Genomic DNA, 15535 nt, shown 5'->3' on the forward strand with positions numbered 1-15535 from the left:
CGGGACGGGCGCGGCTCAGCCGAGCTCGATGAGGGCCTCGCCGCCGGCGACGGACTCGCCCTTGGCGACGAGGATGCGGGCCACCGTGCCGTCAGCCGGAGCGGTGATCTCGGTCTCCATCTTCATGGCCTCGAGGACGCAGAGGACATCGCCGGCCTTGATGGCCTGGCCCTCCTCGACGAGGATGCGCGACACCGAGCCCGACAGGGGCGCGGTGACGGCGTTGGCCGACGTGGCCTGCACGGACGCCGTGGTCACGACCGGGGTGTTCATGCCCCCCGCGCCGCCGATCACGATCGAGCCGACGGGGCGCTTCTCCTCCGCCTGGACGTCCACCTCGATGTCGTAGGGAATACCGTTGACGGTCACTTTGAGCTTCATAAGAGTACCTTTCGGTTCACCGCAGGTGGGGCGGCGTGCGGTCGTGCTGGGAGGCGCGCGTGGTCGACTGCCAGGCAGCCGAGCGCGTGAAGTGGGCCTGGCGACGCTTGGCGCGGTGACCGAGGTAGGCGGCGACGGCCGCCGAGATGGCGACCACCACCTCCTCGGGCACGTTCTGCGCGTTCAGCAGCTTGATGCTCTTGATCTCCGCCTCGAGGCCCTCGACGCGATCGGTGAGCTTCCTGACCGCGGCCAGCAGCTCGGCGTTGATGTCGTCCGACATGGTTCCCTCCCCGATCACACCGGACCGAGGCCGTGCTTCTTGGCCGGCCGCAGCTCACGCTTGTTGACGAGGATCTCCAGCTGCATCGCGATGTAGCGACGCGTGTCGGCCGGGTCGATGACGTCGTCGACCAGGCCACGGGACGCGGCCACGAACGGCGTGGAATAGGTGTCCTTGTACTCCTGGACCAGCTCGGCGCGGCGTGCGTCCGGGTCGTCGGCGGCCTCGATCTCCTTGCGGAAGACCACGGCGGCCGCACCCTCGGCGCCCATGACGGCGATCTCGGCGGTCGGCCATGCGTACACCGTGTCCGCACCCATGTCCTTCGAACACATCGCCAGATAGGCGCCGCCGTAGGCCTTGCGAAGCACGACGGTGATCTTCGGGACGGTCGCCGCCGCGTAGGCGTACAGCATCTTCGCGCCGTGGCGGATGATGCCGCCGGCCTCCTGGGCGACGCCCGGCAGGAAGCCGGGGACGTCCACGAGCGTCACCAGCGGAATGTTGAAGGCGTTGCAGAAGCGGATGAACCTGCTCGCCTTGTCCGAGGAGTTGATGTCGAGCACGCCCGCCATCACCTGCGGCTGGTTCGCCACGATGCCGACCGAGCGGCCGTTGACGCGGCCGAAGCCGATCACGATGTTGGTGGCGTAGCCGGCCTGCACCTCGAGGAAGTCCTCGTGGTCGACGATGCGCGCGATGACCGTGCGGACGTCGTAGCCCTTGTTGCCGTCGGTCGGCACCAGGTCGTAGATCGACGGGTCGTGCTCGACATACGGGTCGGGGTCGATGATCGGCGGGTCTTCGGTGTTGTTCTGCGGCAGGTAGCTCAGCAGTTTCTGCGCCACGAGGATGGCCTGGGCGTCGTCGTCCACCACGAAGTGGTTGACGCCGGAGACAGCCATGTGGGTGTCCGCACCGCCGAGCTTGTCGGCCGTGACGTCCTCACCGGTGACCTGCTTGATCACGCCGGGGCCCGTGATGAACATGTGGGCCTTGCGCGTCTGGATGATGAAGTCGGTCAGCGCCGGGGAGTACGCGGCGCCGCCGGCGCAGGGGCCCGCGATGATCGAGACCTGCGGAACGGCGCCGGACAGCTTCACGTTGGTGTGGAACACCGCGCCGTAGCCGTGAAGGGAGTCGATGCCCTCCTGCACGCGCGCGCCGCCGGAGTCGTTGATGAAGACGAAAGGCGTGCCGCACTTGAGGGCGGCGTCCATCATCTGCGCGACCTTCAGGCTGTGCACCTCGCCGGCGGACCCGCCGACGACGGTGAAGTCCTGGCTGGCGATGTGCACCGGGCGCCCCAGCACCGTGCCGGTGCCGGTCACCACGCCGTCGGCGGGCATGTCGGCGGTGTCCATCCCGAACGCGGTCGTCCGGTTGCGGCGGAAGAGGCCGACCTCGGTGAACGAGTTCTCGTCAACCAGAGCGGTCACGCGCTCGCGGGCGGTCATCTTCCCGGCGTCGCGCTGCTTGGCCAGGCGGTCCTCGCCGCCGCCCTGCCGGGCGGCGAACCGGGCCTTGTTGAGTTGCTCGACCTGCTGCTGCATGGGAACGGGCTTCTTGGCCACGGTCTTCACGCCCTTTCCACGACGACGTTGTGTTCGCGTCCACCGAGGGACACCTTGTAGGTGATCGGGCCCTTCACGGCGCGATCGTCATCGCCCTTCGCGGCGGCCTGGCTGGCCATCTGCTCGGGCGTCTTGCCGACGTTCTTGGGGCCGTCGGCGCGGTTCTCGAAGAACCCGGGCGCGACCGAGGGGAACATCGCGTAGGTGAGTACGTCCTCGTCGGAGCCGTCGTTGCCCGGCAGGGCCGTGGCCTCCGCGACCAGCTTGTCCCATTCGGGCTCGAGCAGGTCGGCCGGACGCTGCGTGATCGGCTCCTTCTTGGTCTGTGCGCGGGCGACCTCGACGACCTCGGGGTTCCGCTCCCCGATGCACTCGCCGTAGTAGCCGAGCATCAGGTCGGCGAACTCGCCGGTGAGCACCTTGTACTTGCCCATCAGGACGTTGAACACCGCCTGGGTGCCGACGATCTGCGAGCTGGGCGTCACCAGCGGCGGGTGTCCGGCGTCCGCCTTGACCAGGGGAACCTCGGCCATGACCTCCCTGATGCGGTCGCCCGCACCCTGGGCCTTGAGCTGGCTCTCCATGTTGGAAAGCATGCCGCCGGGGATCTGGCTGGAGAAGATGTCGGTGTCGACCAGGGTCGCCGACTCGAACTGCGCGTACTTGGGGCGCACCTTCGCGAAGTGGTCGCGGATGCGCAGCAGCCGGTCCATGTCGAGGTCGGTGGTGTACTCGGTGCCCTCGAGCATCGCAACGAGCGACTCGGTCGGGTTGTGGCCAGGGCCGAGGCTCATCGAGGAGATAGCGGTGTCGACCACGTCGGCGCCGGCCTCGATCGCCTTCATGAGGCTGACCAGCGTGACACCGGTGGTGGAGTGGCAGTGCACGTTGACCTGCACGTCGCCGTAGGTGTCCTTGATGCCCTTGACGACGTCGTAGGCGGCCTGCGGCTGCAGGAGGGCGGCCATGTCCTTCAGCGCGATGGACTCCGCACCCATGTCGAGCAGCTGGCCGGCGAGCTTGATGTAGCCCTCGGTGGTGTGCAGCGGCGAGATCGTGTAGCAGATCGTGCCCTGGGCGTGCTTGCCGGTCTTCTTGACCGCCTGCATCGCCCGGGCCATGTTGCGCGGGTCGTTGAGGGCGTCGAACACGCGGAAGACGTCCATGCCGTTCTCGGCGGACTTCTCGACGAAGCGCTCGACCACGCCGTCCTCGTAGTGGCGGTAGCCGAGCAGGTTCTGCCCGCGCAGCAGCATCTGCAGGCGGCTGTTGGGCATCAGCTCACGGAACGTCCGGAGGCGCTGCCAAGGGTCCTCGTTGAGGAACCGGATACAGGCGTCGTACGTCGCGCCGCCCCAGCACTCGACGCTCCAGAAACCGGCCTGGTCGATGTCGGCGCACGCGTCGACCATGTCTTCCATGGCCATGCGCGTGGCCATCAGGGATTGGTGTGCATCACGAAGCGCGACCTCTGTCACGCCAATGGTTCGTGGAGTCATGGGCCCATCCTGCCACTGTCTCTACTACATGTCGTCGGACTGACGAATAATGCCGACACGTGGGACACTTCCTACCACATCGTGGGATGGACGGGCGCCGCGCGGCCACCGCGTCTCCCCGCGCCCCCGAACGGTAGAGTCGGGGACGTCCGTAGCCGACCTCCAGGGGACCCATGACCCAGAAAAGCACCCTCGTGCTGATGCCCGCGTGGAACGAGTCCGTCGTCGTCGGCGAGACCGTCCGTGAGCTCCGCGAGGCCGTCCCCGACGTGGACCTGCTCGTCATCGACGACGGGTCGACCGACGACACCGCGGCCGTGGCCCGCGCGGCGGGGGCGACCGTCCTGAGCCTGCCCTACAACCTGGGCGTCGGCGGTGCCATGCGCGCGGGCTACAAGTACGCGTGGCGCAACGGCTACGACCAGGCGATCCAGGTGGACGCCGACGGCCAGCACAACCCGGCCGACCTGCACCGCGTCCTCGAGGGGCTGGAGCGCGCCGACATCTCGATCGGGGCCCGCTTCGCCGGCGAGGGCGACTACAAGGCGTCCGGCCCCCGGCGCTGGGCGATGCTGCTGCTCGCCTCCACGATCTCCCGCGCGGCGCACACGCCGCTGACCGACGTGACGTCCGGCTTCCGTGCCGCGAACCGCCGTGCCATCCGCCAGTACACCGAGCACTTCCCCGCCGAGTACCTCGGCGACACCATCGACTCGCTGATGACCGCCATCAAGGCCGGGCTGACGGTCACGCAGGTTCCGGTCGCGATGCGGCCCCGGCAGGGCGGCGTCCCCAGCAAGAACCCATGGAAGGCCGCGATCTACCTGTTCCGCTCCTTGTTCGCCTTGTTCATCGCGAGCACCCGCCGCGCCCGGAAGGCGATCGAGCCATGACAACCATCATCTTCGTCGTCATCGCGCTGCTGGTGCTGGTGACCCTGGGCCGCGTGCTGCGCAACGGCAACATCCGCGAGAAGTACGCCTTCCTGTGGGTGCTCGTCGGCGTCGCCACCGTGGTGCTGGCCCTGTGGCCCGGCCTGCTGGAGTGGCTGGCCCGACTCGTCGGCGTCGCCGTCCCCTCCAACCTGCTCTTCTTCCTGTCGATTCTGATGCTGCTGGGCGTCTCTCTGCACTTGTCGCTGGAGGTGTCCGAGCTGGAGGACGAGACCCGCACCCTGGCCGAGGAGGTCGCGATGCTGAACCTGCGCGTCGCCGACCTCGAGCCGCCGGCGGTCAACCGCCTCGACGCGCCGGAGCCCCCGCTGGAGCTTCCGGGGCCGGAGGGCCGCTGAACGATGGCCGTGGAGATCCTCATCCCCTACTGGGGAGACCCGGCCCTGATGAAGGAGGCCGTCAACAGCGTCCTGGCCCAGACCAGCGACCAGTGGCGGCTGACGATCGTCGACGACGCCTACCCCTCGCTCGAGATCCGCGACTGGATCGCCGAACTCGACCACCCGCGCATCGCCTACCACCGCAAGCCCGTCAACGAGGGGCTGGTGGCCAACTTCCGCACCACCGTCGGCATGGCCACCGAGCCGCTGCTCGTCAACCTCGGCAGCGACGACCGCCTTCTGCCGAACTACGTCGAGGAGATCCTGCGCGTCCACGCGCAGTTCCCGCAGGCCTCGATGATCCAGCCGGGCGTCCGCGTGATCGACGAGGACGGCAACGAGTCCCTGCCGCTGGCCGACCGGGTCAAGCAGCGGCTGGTCAGGCCGCGCGGCCACGGCCCACAGGTGCTCTCGGGCGAGGCGCTGGTGGCGAACCTGCTCACCGGCAACTGGCTCTACTGGCCCTCGATCGCGTTCCGCACCGACCGCATCCAGTCGGTCGACTTCCGCGAGGAGTACGCGATCGTGCTGGACCTGGCCCTGATCGTCGACCTGCTGGCCCAGGGCGACGTGCTCGTCACCACACCGAAGGTGTGCTTCGAGTACCGCCGCCACTCGGCCTCGGCGTCCAGCCTCGACCTGCTCGACGGCAGGCGCTTCGCCGGCGACCGCCACTACTTCGCCGCCGCGGCCGCGCAGGCCCGGGCCCTGGGCTGGCGGAGGGCCGAGATGGCCGCCCGGCTCCGCCTCACCGCGCGCGCCCACGCGCTCACGCTGCTGCCCGAGGCCGTCCGCACCCACGACACCCGCGGCGTCCGCACCGTGCTGCGGCACGCGTTCGGCGCCTGAGGAGGAGGAGCCCCATGGCCGACCCCCGGGTCACCGTCGTCATCCCGGCCTACAACGCCGAGGAGAGCATCGAGCGGGCCGTCCGCTCCTGCCTCGCCCAGACCGACCCCGACCTCGAGGTCGTCGTGGTCGACGACGGATCCACCGACGGCACCCGGGCGATCCTGGAGGGACTGGTGGCCGAGGACGCCCGCGTCCGGCTGTTGCCCGCCGCCCCGAACGCCGGGGTGTCCGTGGCGCGCAACCGCTGCCTGGACGCCGCGCGCGGGGAGTGGATCACCTTCTTGGACGCCGACGACGACGTCACCCCCGACCGCCACGCCGTGATGCTGGCGGCCGCCACGGGCGACGTCGACCTCGTCGTCTCCCACCACACCATCCACCCCGCCGACGGGGCCCCTCGCGACCGGGGGCCCGCGGCGTCCGGCGACCTCGTCGGGCGCGAGGTGCTGCTCGCCGCCCTGCAGGACCGGCTGGGGCCGTTCCTGTGGGACAAGATGGTGCGGGCCACCGTGATGGCCGACCTGCGCTTCCCCGAGGGCGTCCACCGGGGCGAGGACGCCGCCGTCGTCGTCGGCATGGCGAAGCGGGCCCGCCGGGCGCGCGTCGTGGCCCGTCCCACCCTGAACTACTACGTGAACCCCGCCTCGCTGACGTGGGGCCACGTCCGTCCGCTGGCCGAGAGCCGCGCCGCGGTCGACTTCGTGCGCGAGGGACTGGGCGAGCTGGCCCACGACCCCGCGGTGGCGCGGGCGCTGACGGCCTCGGCGATGATGACCTACCTGACCGCCGCCCACCAGGCCATTCGGGGCACCGGGGACGCCGTGTCACGGAGGGCGGGGGTTCGCGCGGCGGCGTCGGCGTTCAGCTGGGGCGACGTGGCGGTGACGCTGCGCGAGCGCCCGCCGGTGGGCGCGGCCGGCCTCCTGCTCAAGGCGGCCCCGGGGCTGTACGGCCGTCTGTACCGCGCTTACGTGGCGCGGGCCTACAACGTGGGGCGCTGAGCGCGGTCGGCCCGGGCGATCGCCTCGAGGTGGACGCCCCAGCCCAGCAGCGGCCCCGCCAGCAGGGCGACCACGACGCGGGGCTCCAGCGGCAGCGGCAGCCACAGCAGGGCGACGGACGCCGCTGAGGCGACGACCCAGCCCGCGAGGTAGGTTCGGTGCGCGTTGATGGCCAGCGCGGCCATGCCGCTGAGGGTCAGCCAGGTGATGGCGACGGCGGCCAGCATCAGGCCGGCGAAGGTGGCGCCGGGCAGCTCGTAGCCCAGGGCCGGGTAGAGCAGGCCCAGCAGCCACGGCCCCAGCAGCGCGGCGGCGACGGCCGCCACCGCGCCCAGGGCGGCCAGCGCCCCCATGTAGCGCGCGAGCACGGCGAGCCGGCGCCCGGGGGCGGCGAGGAACGCGGTGACGGCCACGCCCTGGAACGCCTGCAGGGGGATCATCAGGGGCGAACGCGTCAGCGAGATGGCGAGGATGAGCGCCGCGAGCGCGGCCGCCTGCTGGCCCCCGCCCGCGAGCCCCTTGAGCACGGCCGGGAAGCCGGTGATCAGGACGGCGGTAGCGGCGGCCGACAGCGCAGTGACGACGTTGTTGCGGACGAGCTGGCCCAGCCCGACGTCGGCCACGGACGCCGCCGCCCGCCGCGAATCGCGCGACAGCGCCACGAAGACCAGCCACATCGCCGCGGGCCCGATGGTCGCCCAGGCCAGCGCCGTCAGGTTGCCGGGGGCGAACCACGCGGCCAGCGCGACGGTCACCAGCCGGAGCACGGCTTCCGCGCCCATGACGAGGGCGAACAGGCCCCAGCTCCGCTGGCCGGCGAGGGCGCCGGAGAGGGCGACGTGGAACGCGTAGAGGAACACCGCGCCGACGAGCAGCGCCGGGGCCCAGCCGACGTGCGGGACGAACCGCGGGGCCCACCACCAGGCGGACGCGCCCACGAGCGCCGCCGCGGCACCGCCCATGACCGCGGCGCCGGCCAGGACGGGCGCGCCCCTCGTCACCGGCCGCCGCGCCCCGGTGGGTGCGTGCTCGGCGAGCCAGACCGCGCTGGTCGCGCGGGTCGTCTCGTTCTGGATGCCCGAGATGACACCGTAGGCGCCGAACAGCAGGGCCCAGAAAACGAGGAACTCCAGCGCCAACTCCTCGCTGCCGAGGCTGTTGGTGCTCACGACGGTGATCAGGAAGCTGCACACGGCGGCCGCGCCCGAGGAGGCGACGATACCCAGCGCGCGCGACCGGGCGATGGGAGGCTCGGGGGTCGCCTCCGGGGCCTGCTGGGTGCTGCTCACTCGAGGATCCTACGGGGCGGGCCGGCGTCCGGCCGACGCGCGGCTGCCGCTGGGCCGACGGCGGATCGGGCAGGATGGGGACCATGTCTTGGCTGGCCCTCCTTCCCGCGGCGCTGCTCGCGGCCCTGCTGCTGTTCGGGCTCGGCGTCCCGGTCCTGCTGGCGGCGGGCATCCGTGGTTTCCCGGTCGCGGCGCTGGCCCCGGCCACCTCGTTGACCATCATCGCCGTCACCGCCATCCTGACGACCCCGCTCGGCCTGCCCTGGACGTGGATCGCCCCGGCGGTCGTCGCGCTCCTCCTCACGGTGGCGCTGTGGTTCGTCGTGCGCCGGTGGGGCCTCCTGCGTCGGTTCGACGGCGTACTGGGCGCAAGGACGCCCGACCGCTGGCTGGGCATGGACTCGCTGTGGACGCTGGTCTCCTTCGTGGTCGCCGCCCTGCTGATGACCCGGCACTTCGTCCGGATCTTCGGTCGCCCGGACGCCATCTCCCAGACCTACGACAACATCTTCCACCTCTCGGCAACGCGCTACATCGTCGACACCAACAACGCCTCCACGCTGACCCTGAGCGCCATGAGCGCCGGTCCGGGCGAGTCCACGCTGTACCCGGCGGCCTTCCACGACACCGTCTCGCTGGTGCTCAAGGCGATGCCCGAGAGCCTGCCGCTGGCGATGAACGGCGTCCTCTACGTGATCGTTGCGCTGGTGTGGCCGCTGGCCTGCATCTTCTTCGTCCGCTCGGTGATGGCGCCCAAGGCGGCCACGCTGGTGGCGGCGGGCATCCTGTCGGCGTCCTTCACCGCGTTCCCGATCGGGCTGCTCGACTTCGGCGTCCTGTACCCCAACCTGCTGGGCCTGGCGCTGCTGCCGGCCGCGCTGGGGCTGGTGGTCCAGCTGATGGGGCTGGCCACCGTGCCGCGGTTCACCCTCGGCGAGGTGCTCTTCCTCGGCCTGGTCACCGTGCCCGGCATGCTGCTGAGCCACCCCAACGTGTTCATGACCCTGTGCCTGATGGTCATCCCGTTCGTGGTGACCCGGCTGTACCGGCAGTTCCGCGCCGGACGCCGCGGCGAGATCCCGTGGCGGACCGCCGCGTGGCAGGTGGCCGGGCTCGCCGCCATCCTGCTGGTGATCCTCGCACTGTGGCCGATCGTGCGCCCGCCGGCCTCGGCCGCCACGTGGCCGCCGTTCCACACCACGCAGGCCGCCCTGGGCCAGGCGATCCTCAACGCCCCCATGGAGAACACCCCGGCGTGGTTCGTCAGCGTGCTGATGTGCATCGGCGCGTGGGCGGCGCTGGTGCACAAGCGGGCGTGGCTGTTCTGGTCGTGGGCCGGCGTGACCCTGCTGTGGGTCATCATCGCCAGCTTCGGCATGAGCCCGCTGCGGATGTTCCTGACCGGCATCTGGTACAACGACTCGCATCGCTACGCGGCGTTCCTCGTGTTCATCTCTTTGCCGCTGGCCACCCTCGGGTTCGGCTGGCTCCAGCGGGCCCTGGACATGGTGTGGGCCGGGTTGGCCCGCCGGTGGGGGCGCCCGTCCGCGCGCGCACACCTCGCCGTCTCCCGCCTCATCGGGGTCGGCCTGCTCGGCGTCCTGCTCGTGATGACGCAGCCGGCCAATTACCTCGACCGCGCCGTGGAGCGCGCCGCGGCCCAGTACGTGCTCGACGACGACTCCCTGGTCGTCGACGCCGACGAGATGAAGCTGCTGGAGCGCCTGCGCGAGCACGTCCCCGACGGCGCCGTGGTGGCGACCGAGCCGGGCAACGGCTCCTCGCTGGCCTACGCGCTGACGGGCGTGAAGACCACGACCCGGCACATCCTCTACATGCCGTCCCCGCCGCTGCGCATCGTCAACGCACGTCTGGACACCGCGGGCATCGACCCGACCGTCTGCCCGGCGGTGCGCGAGCTGGGCATCACGCACGTACTCGACTTCCGCTACCCGGTGGGGCGGTTCCAGCGGATCCGCGACGCGGGCTTCTCCGACCTCGCGTGGATGCCCGGCTTCCGGCTGGTGGACTCCGAGGGCGACGCCGCGCTGTACGAGGTCACCGCCTGCGGCTGACCGGCGGGCGGGTCGTGGCGCGGGCGTCCGGTTAACGTCATCGGGGCCGCGGCGCGTAGAATCGAGCGTCAATCCCCATCGACGGTCTGAGAGATCCCCGCATGCCCTCACGCGCCGACCTGCGCAACGTAGCCATCATCGCCCACGTCGACCACGGCAAGACCACCCTGGTGGACGCCATGCTCTGGCAGTCCGGCGCCTTCCGCGAGAACCAGGACGTCGAGAACCGCGTCATGGACTCGATGGACCTCGAGCGTGAGAAGGGCATCACGATCCTCGCCAAGAACACGGCCGTGACCCACACGATGGCCGACGGCCGGGCGGTGACGATCAACATCATCGACACCCCGGGGCACGCCGACTTCGGCGGCGAGGTCGAACGCGGCCTGGAGATGGTCGACGGGGTCGTCCTGCTGGTCGACTCGTCCGAGGGCCCGCTCCCCCAGACCCGCTTCGTGCTGCGCAAGGCGCTGGCCAAGCACCTGCCGATCATCGTGGTCATCAACAAGGTCGACCGGGCGGACGCCCGGATCAGCGAGGTGATCGACGAGGTCTACTCGCTGTTCATGGACCTGGTCGACGACGACGAGGCCGACAAGCTCGACTTCCCGATCGTGTTCGCCGCCGCCAAGGCCGGCCGGGCGTCCCGGACGCAGCCGGCCGACGGCACCATGCCCGAATCGGACAACCTCGAGCCGCTGTTCGAGGTCATCATGGAGACGATCCCGGCCCCGACCTACACCGAGGGCGCCCCCCTGCAGGCGCTGGTCACCAACCTCGACTCCTCGCCGTACCTCGGCCGGCTCGCGCTGTGCCGCATCGTCCAGGGCACCCTCAAGCGCGGTCAGGCCGTCGCGTGGATGCGCCGCGACGGTTCGGTGCAGAACCTCAAGCTGTCCGAACTGCTGATGACCAACGCGCTGGAGCGCGTCCCGGCCGAGTCGGCGGGCCCCGGCGACATCGTCGCCATCGCGGGCATCCCCGACATCACCATCGGCGAGACGCTGGCCGACCCGGCCAACCCCGTCGCCCTGCCGATCATCCATGTCGATGAGCCGTCCATCTCGATGACCATCGGCATCAACACCTCGCCGCTGGCTGGCAAGTCGGGCAAGAAGCTCACTGCCCGCCTGGTGAAGGCGCGCCTGGACCAGGAGCTGATCGGCAACGTGTCGATCAAGGTCAACCCGACCGAGCGCCCCGACACGTGGGAGGTGCAGGGCCGCGGCGAGCTGCAGCTGGCCGTGCTGGTGGAGATGATGCGCCGCGAGGGCTTCGAGCTGACCGTCGGCAAGCCCGAGGTGCTCACCCGCACCATCGACGGCAAGCTGCACGAGCCGGTCGAGCGCCTCACCGTGGACGTCCCCGAAGAGCACCTCGGCACCGTCACCCAGCTGATGGGCACCCGCAAGGGGCGGATGGAGTCGATGACCAACCACGGCACCGGCTGGGTGCGCCTCGAGTTCACGGTGCCGGCCCGCGGGCTGATCGGCTTCCGCACCGAGTTCCTCACCCAGACGCGCGGCACCGGCATCATGCACCACGTCTTCGAGGGCTACGAGCCCTGGGCCGGCGAGATCATGACCCGCTCCACCGGCTCGCTGGTCGCCGACCGGATGGGCTCGGTCACCTCGTACGCGCTGTTCAACCTCCAGGAGCGCGGCGTCATGTTCGTCGCCCCCGGCGAGGACGTGTACGAGGGCATGATCGTCGGCGAGAACCCCCGCAACGAAGACATGGACGTCAACCCCACCAAGGAGAAGAAGCTGACCAACGTGCGCTCCTCCACCGGGGAGGAACTGGAGCGCCTCGTGCCCCCGCGCGTGCACTCGCTGGAGCAGGCGCTGGAGTTCTGCCGCGCCGACGAGTGCCTCGAGGTGACCCCGGCGACCGTCCGGATGCGCAAGACGATCCTCGTCGGGCACGAGCGCGCCAAGGCGCGCAGCCGGGCCAAGAAGGACGCCTGAGGCCACAGCGGTGCCCGAGCCGGGGCGAGGGCGTGGCGCGGAGTGGCTCCTCCATGTCAAGGTGTCTCCCGACACACCACTCGCCCCGGAGAGGCCCGACATGGCACCCACCCTCATCAAGCGCGGCCTGGCGGTCGCCACGGCCGCCGCGCTGCTCGCTGTCGGCCAGGGCGTCCCCGCCTCGTCGCAGGGCACCCCGGTGGGCGGGACGGGCAACACGTACTACCTGAACGACTCCTTCACCGGCACGGCGAACACGGTGTTCCCGTTCGGCGACGTGACCGACGTCGTGTTCTTCGGCGACTGGGACGGCAACGCGACAGACACCCCGATGCTGCGCCGCGGCAACCAGTTCCTCATCCGCAACAGCAACAGCACCGGCGTGGCCGACAAGGTGGTCTCCTACGGCGACGCCGGCGACGTCGTGCTGGCCGGCGACTGGGACGGCGACGGCGTCGACACGCTGGCCGTCCGCCGCGGCAACACCTACTTCTTCAAGAACTCGATCAGCTCCGGCTACGCCGACAAGGTCATCGCCTACGGCAACCCGGGCGACGTGGTGCTCGTCGGCGACTGGGACGGCGACGGCGTCGACACCCTCACCGTGCGCCGCGGCAACCAGTACTTCGTGAAGAACTCGATCGCGACGGGGTACGCCGACAGCGTCTTCTCCTACGGCGACGACGGCGACACCGTGCTCGTGGGCAACTGGGACGCCCAGGACGGCGACAGCCTGGCCGTCCGCCGCGGGCACACCTACTACCTGCGCAACACGCTCACCACGGGCAACGCGGACGTCGTGTTCGGCTACGGCAACCCCGAGGACACGTCGTTCACCGGCGACTGGGACGGCGACGGGGCCGACACCCTCGGCGTCCGCCGCCCGCCCGCCCAGGCCCCCTTCGGAGACGGCACCCACCGGATCGGAGTGAACCTCAAGCCGGGCACCTACCGGGCCAGCGGGCCCAACGACGCGAGCTGCCACTGGAAGCGCCTCAGGGGGCTGAACGGCGACGGTGACATCATCGCCCAGGACTACGGCATGCCGACCTCGATCGTGACCATCGCGCCGACCGACGTGGCCTTCTCGGCATCCCGGTGCGGCACGTGGCGCCTCGTCGAGCAGACGTTCCCGCAGGCCCCGGCCACCTCGATCGCCGACCCCGGCCACCACGTGGTGGGCGAGCACATCCAGCCCGGCACCTACACCGCCGCCGGCGGCTCCCAGTGCTACTGGGAGCGGACACGCGCCTTCACCGGGCTCGGCCCGAACGACACCATCGACAACGGCTCGGGCCAGACGCGCCCGACCGTCACGATCGCCGCGTCGGACGCCGGCTTCTACACCTTCGACTGCGGCACCTGGACCAGGGCCTGAGCGCCGGGGTCGCCGGCCGGGATCAGCCGACCCGGCCCGACTCCAGCAGCCCGAGCAGGTAGTCGCCGTACCCGGACTTCACCAGCGCCTCGGCGCGGGTGCGCAGTTCGTCGTCGGACAGGAACCCCATGCGCCAGGCGACCTCCTCCGGGCAGCCGACCTGCAGGCCCTGACGGGCCTGGATGGTGCGGACGAAGTTGCTGGCGTCGTTGAGGGAGTCGAACGTGCCGGTGTCCAGCCACGCGGTGCCGCGGGTCAGGACGCCGACCTGCAGCTTGCCCTGCTCGAGGTAGACGCGGTTCACGTCGGTGATCTCGTACTCCCCGCGCGCCGAGGGCTGCAGGTTCGCGGCGATGTCGGTGACCTGCTCGTCGTAGAAGTACAGGCCCGGCACGGCGTAGTTCGACTTCGGGTGGGCCGGCTTCTCCTCGATGGAGATGGCCTTGAACGCGTCGTCGAACTCGACCACGCCGTAGGCGGTGGGATCGGAGACCCAGTAGGCGAACACGGCGGCGCCGTCGACCTCGCTGAAGCCGCGCAGCTGTCGGCCCAGTCCCGGCCCGTAGAAGATGTTGTCGCCCAGCACCAGCGCGCACTTCTCACCCCGGGCGAAGTCGGCGCCGATGGTGAACGCCTGCGCCAGCCCCTTGGGCTCGGGCTGCGTGGCGTAGCTGATGTTGATGCCGAACTGCGAGCCGTCGCGCAGCAGCCGCTGGAACGCCTCCGCCTCGTGCGGGGTCGTGATCACCAGCACGTCCGAGATGCCCGCGAACATCAGCGTGGAGAGCGGGTAGTAGATCATGGGCTTGTCGTAGACCGGGACAAGTTGCTTGCTCGTCGCCTGGGTGACCGGGTGCAACCGGGTACCAGAGCCACCGGCCAGGATGATTCCGCGCATGGGGCCCATTGTGGCGCACCTCCTCCATCGGCGCACCGCGGGAGAATGTCCGACCCGAGTCATACCCTCCTGGTGTCCCACCCACGACAGGAGACCTATGAACAGCTTCATGCAAACCGTGCAGCAGCGATTCGCCGTCCGCCTTCGCCATTTTCAGTCCGACGAGCAGAGACGCTGGGCGAAGCTCTTCGCCTCGTGGGAGTCGTGGAGCGCCCACATCCGGGTCACTCTCAAGTTCTACGTGATCATGCTCGCTCTCTTCGCGCTGGTCATGGTCAGCTACTTCGCGAACCCCGAACATTTGGGGCCAGTGGCCGGGGAGACGATGCGCCTGTTCCTGCGCACGACCCTGCTGGCTCCCTACCTGTGGGTTGCCGCCGTGCTTCTGGTGGCGTGGGCCGTCCTGCGCGCGTTCCTGACCCCGCCGCACCGGACGCACACGACGTTGATGAGCTTGGCCTCCGCTGTCGGTTGGGGCGGTGGGCTCGGGTTTCTCGCAGGAATCGCCGCAACGGCGCCTGCACTGGCGACATCCCAGACACCACTCAGCTTGGACCCGCTTGGTGTCCTCGCGTCCTCAACGGTCGGGTTTGGCCTGGCCGGAGGGCTGGCCTGCTTGGTGCGCGAGGTGGCACTGATGGCGTGGTCCTTCCCCACCCCCGCGATCGGTTCCGTGCTTATCTCCTCGATCACAGCGGGTGTCGGCCACATCGTGGCTGATCCGCTGGGGTACCGGGTGGAGTCGCTGCAGGATCGCCTGTTCGCGACCTACTCTGACACTCTGCTCGCCCTCCTGACGGCCGAAAGCGGCGCGGCTCCCTCGGCTCACGAGTGGGAAGCGATGCGAGAAGGGGTGAGCCCGCGGGTCGTGACGCACGACACCCTGCTCTGGGGCTTGTGCGCAGTGGTGCTGATCACCAGCTTCACCTTCACGTGTCGCTCGGAGGTGAATCGCTGGCGCACCCCCGTTCCAGCATCTGGCACCGGGTCCATTGCGGGATAGGC

The 15535-nt window shown here is 70.2% G+C and carries 14 protein-coding genes; 8 read left to right on the forward strand and 6 right to left on the reverse strand.

The window, feature by feature from the left end; all coding sequences use genetic code 11:
- Positions 1–15: 15 nt before the first annotated feature.
- The 4 genes from ET989_RS00470 to ET989_RS00485 are packed head-to-tail and all read right to left on the reverse strand — an operon-like array spanning position 16 to position 3737.
- Complete coding sequence (locus ET989_RS00470) at positions 16–381, reverse strand: biotin/lipoyl-containing protein (protein WP_131166601.1); 366 nt, start codon at positions 379–381, stop codon at positions 16–18.
- A gap of 16 nt (positions 382–397) precedes the next feature.
- A complete protein-coding gene (locus ET989_RS00475) occupies positions 398–664 on the reverse strand; it encodes a hypothetical protein (RefSeq protein WP_131166602.1) in 267 nt (88 codons plus the stop codon).
- 14 nt (positions 665–678) lie between these two features.
- A complete protein-coding gene (locus tag ET989_RS00480; protein ID WP_131166905.1) occupies positions 679–2217 on the reverse strand; it encodes an acyl-CoA carboxylase subunit beta in 1539 nt (512 codons plus the stop codon).
- Positions 2218–2243: 26 nt separating this feature from the next.
- Complete coding sequence (locus tag ET989_RS00485) at positions 2244–3737, reverse strand: methylmalonyl-CoA carboxytransferase subunit 5S (protein WP_131166603.1); 1494 nt, start codon at positions 3735–3737, stop codon at positions 2244–2246.
- A gap of 173 nt (positions 3738–3910) precedes the next feature.
- Here ET989_RS00485 and ET989_RS00490 point away from each other — a divergent pair, with 173 nt between their 5' ends.
- The 4 genes from ET989_RS00490 to ET989_RS00505 are packed head-to-tail and all read left to right on the forward strand — an operon-like array spanning position 3911 to position 6923.
- Positions 3911–4630, forward strand: coding sequence for a glycosyltransferase family 2 protein (locus tag ET989_RS00490; RefSeq protein ID WP_206662158.1), 720 nt, complete (start codon positions 3911–3913; stop codon positions 4628–4630).
- Positions 4627–5028: a DUF2304 domain-containing protein gene (locus tag ET989_RS00495; protein ID WP_165489958.1), complete on the forward strand. Its 402-nt coding sequence runs from the start codon at positions 4627–4629 to the stop codon at positions 5026–5028. The genes ET989_RS00490 and ET989_RS00495 overlap by 4 nt, the downstream gene beginning before the upstream one ends.
- 9 nt (positions 5029–5037) lie before the next feature.
- Positions 5038–5919, forward strand: coding sequence for a glycosyltransferase (locus ET989_RS00500; RefSeq protein ID WP_206662159.1), 882 nt, complete (start codon positions 5038–5040; stop codon positions 5917–5919).
- A gap of 14 nt (positions 5920–5933) precedes the next feature.
- Positions 5934–6923, forward strand: a complete 990-nt coding sequence (locus tag ET989_RS00505) for a glycosyltransferase family 2 protein (RefSeq protein ID WP_131166606.1) — start codon at positions 5934–5936, stop codon at positions 6921–6923.
- Here ET989_RS00505 and ET989_RS00510 read toward each other — a convergent pair.
- A complete protein-coding gene (locus ET989_RS00510; protein ID WP_131166607.1) occupies positions 6905–8212 on the reverse strand; it encodes a hypothetical protein in 1308 nt (435 codons plus the stop codon). The two genes, ET989_RS00505 and ET989_RS00510, sit on opposite strands and share 19 nt — an antisense overlap.
- Before the next feature lie 83 nt (positions 8213–8295).
- Here ET989_RS00510 and ET989_RS00515 point away from each other — a divergent pair, with 83 nt between their 5' ends.
- The 3 genes from ET989_RS00515 to ET989_RS00525 all read left to right on the forward strand — a co-directional run bounded on the left by ET989_RS00515 (position 8296) and on the right by ET989_RS00525 (position 13632).
- Complete coding sequence (locus tag ET989_RS00515) at positions 8296–10287, forward strand: DUF6541 family protein (RefSeq protein WP_131166608.1); 1992 nt, start codon at positions 8296–8298, stop codon at positions 10285–10287.
- Positions 10288–10388: 101 nt separating this feature from the next.
- Positions 10389–12254: a translational GTPase TypA gene (typA, locus tag ET989_RS00520; RefSeq protein ID WP_131166609.1), complete on the forward strand. Its 1866-nt coding sequence runs from the start codon at positions 10389–10391 to the stop codon at positions 12252–12254.
- A 100-nt stretch (positions 12255–12354) separates the two neighbouring features.
- Entirely contained in the window at positions 12355–13632 is a 1278-nt protein-coding gene (locus ET989_RS00525; RefSeq protein WP_131166610.1) for a hypothetical protein, read from the forward strand.
- A gap of 22 nt (positions 13633–13654) precedes the next feature.
- Here ET989_RS00525 and rfbA read toward each other — a convergent pair whose 3' ends face one another.
- Positions 13655–14530 (reverse strand): glucose-1-phosphate thymidylyltransferase RfbA, encoded by an 876-nt coding sequence (rfbA, locus tag ET989_RS00530; protein ID WP_131166611.1) that lies wholly within the window; start codon positions 14528–14530, stop codon positions 13655–13657.
- Positions 14531–14627: 97 nt separating this feature from the next.
- Here rfbA and ET989_RS00535 point away from each other — a divergent pair, with 97 nt between their 5' ends.
- Positions 14628–15533, forward strand: a complete 906-nt coding sequence (locus ET989_RS00535; RefSeq protein ID WP_131166612.1) for a hypothetical protein — start codon at positions 14628–14630, stop codon at positions 15531–15533.
- Positions 15534–15535: the final 2 nt, after the last annotated feature.

Origin of the sequence: Propioniciclava sinopodophylli, from assembly GCF_004324755.1 — a bacterium.
In the GTDB taxonomy this organism is placed as follows: domain Bacteria; phylum Actinomycetota; class Actinomycetes; order Propionibacteriales; family Propionibacteriaceae; genus Propioniciclava; species Propioniciclava sinopodophylli.

Coding starts and splice junctions, on each gene's coding strand:
- ET989_RS00470 (WP_131166601.1), bottom strand. CDS start 381: ATGAAGCTCAAAGTGACCGTCAACGGTATTCCCTACGACATCGAGGTG.
- ET989_RS00475 (WP_131166602.1), bottom strand. CDS start 664: ATGTCGGACGACATCAACGCCGAGCTGCTGGCCGCGGTCAGGAAGCTC.
- ET989_RS00480 (WP_131166905.1), bottom strand. CDS start 2,217: ATGCAGCAGCAGGTCGAGCAACTCAACAAGGCCCGGTTCGCCGCCCGG.
- ET989_RS00485 (WP_131166603.1), bottom strand. CDS start 3,737: ATGACTCCACGAACCATTGGCGTGACAGAGGTCGCGCTTCGTGATGCA.
- ET989_RS00490 (WP_206662158.1), top strand. CDS start 3,911: ATGACCCAGAAAAGCACCCTCGTGCTGATGCCCGCGTGGAACGAGTCC.
- ET989_RS00495 (WP_165489958.1), top strand. CDS start 4,627: ATGACAACCATCATCTTCGTCGTCATCGCGCTGCTGGTGCTGGTGACC.
- ET989_RS00505 (WP_131166606.1), top strand. CDS start 5,934: ATGGCCGACCCCCGGGTCACCGTCGTCATCCCGGCCTACAACGCCGAG.
- ET989_RS00515 (WP_131166608.1), top strand. CDS start 8,296: ATGTCTTGGCTGGCCCTCCTTCCCGCGGCGCTGCTCGCGGCCCTGCTG.
- typA (WP_131166609.1), top strand. CDS start 10,389: ATGCCCTCACGCGCCGACCTGCGCAACGTAGCCATCATCGCCCACGTC.
- ET989_RS00525 (WP_131166610.1), top strand. CDS start 12,355: ATGGCACCCACCCTCATCAAGCGCGGCCTGGCGGTCGCCACGGCCGCC.
- rfbA (WP_131166611.1), bottom strand. CDS start 14,530: ATGCGCGGAATCATCCTGGCCGGTGGCTCTGGTACCCGGTTGCACCCG.
- ET989_RS00535 (WP_131166612.1), top strand. CDS start 14,628: ATGAACAGCTTCATGCAAACCGTGCAGCAGCGATTCGCCGTCCGCCTT.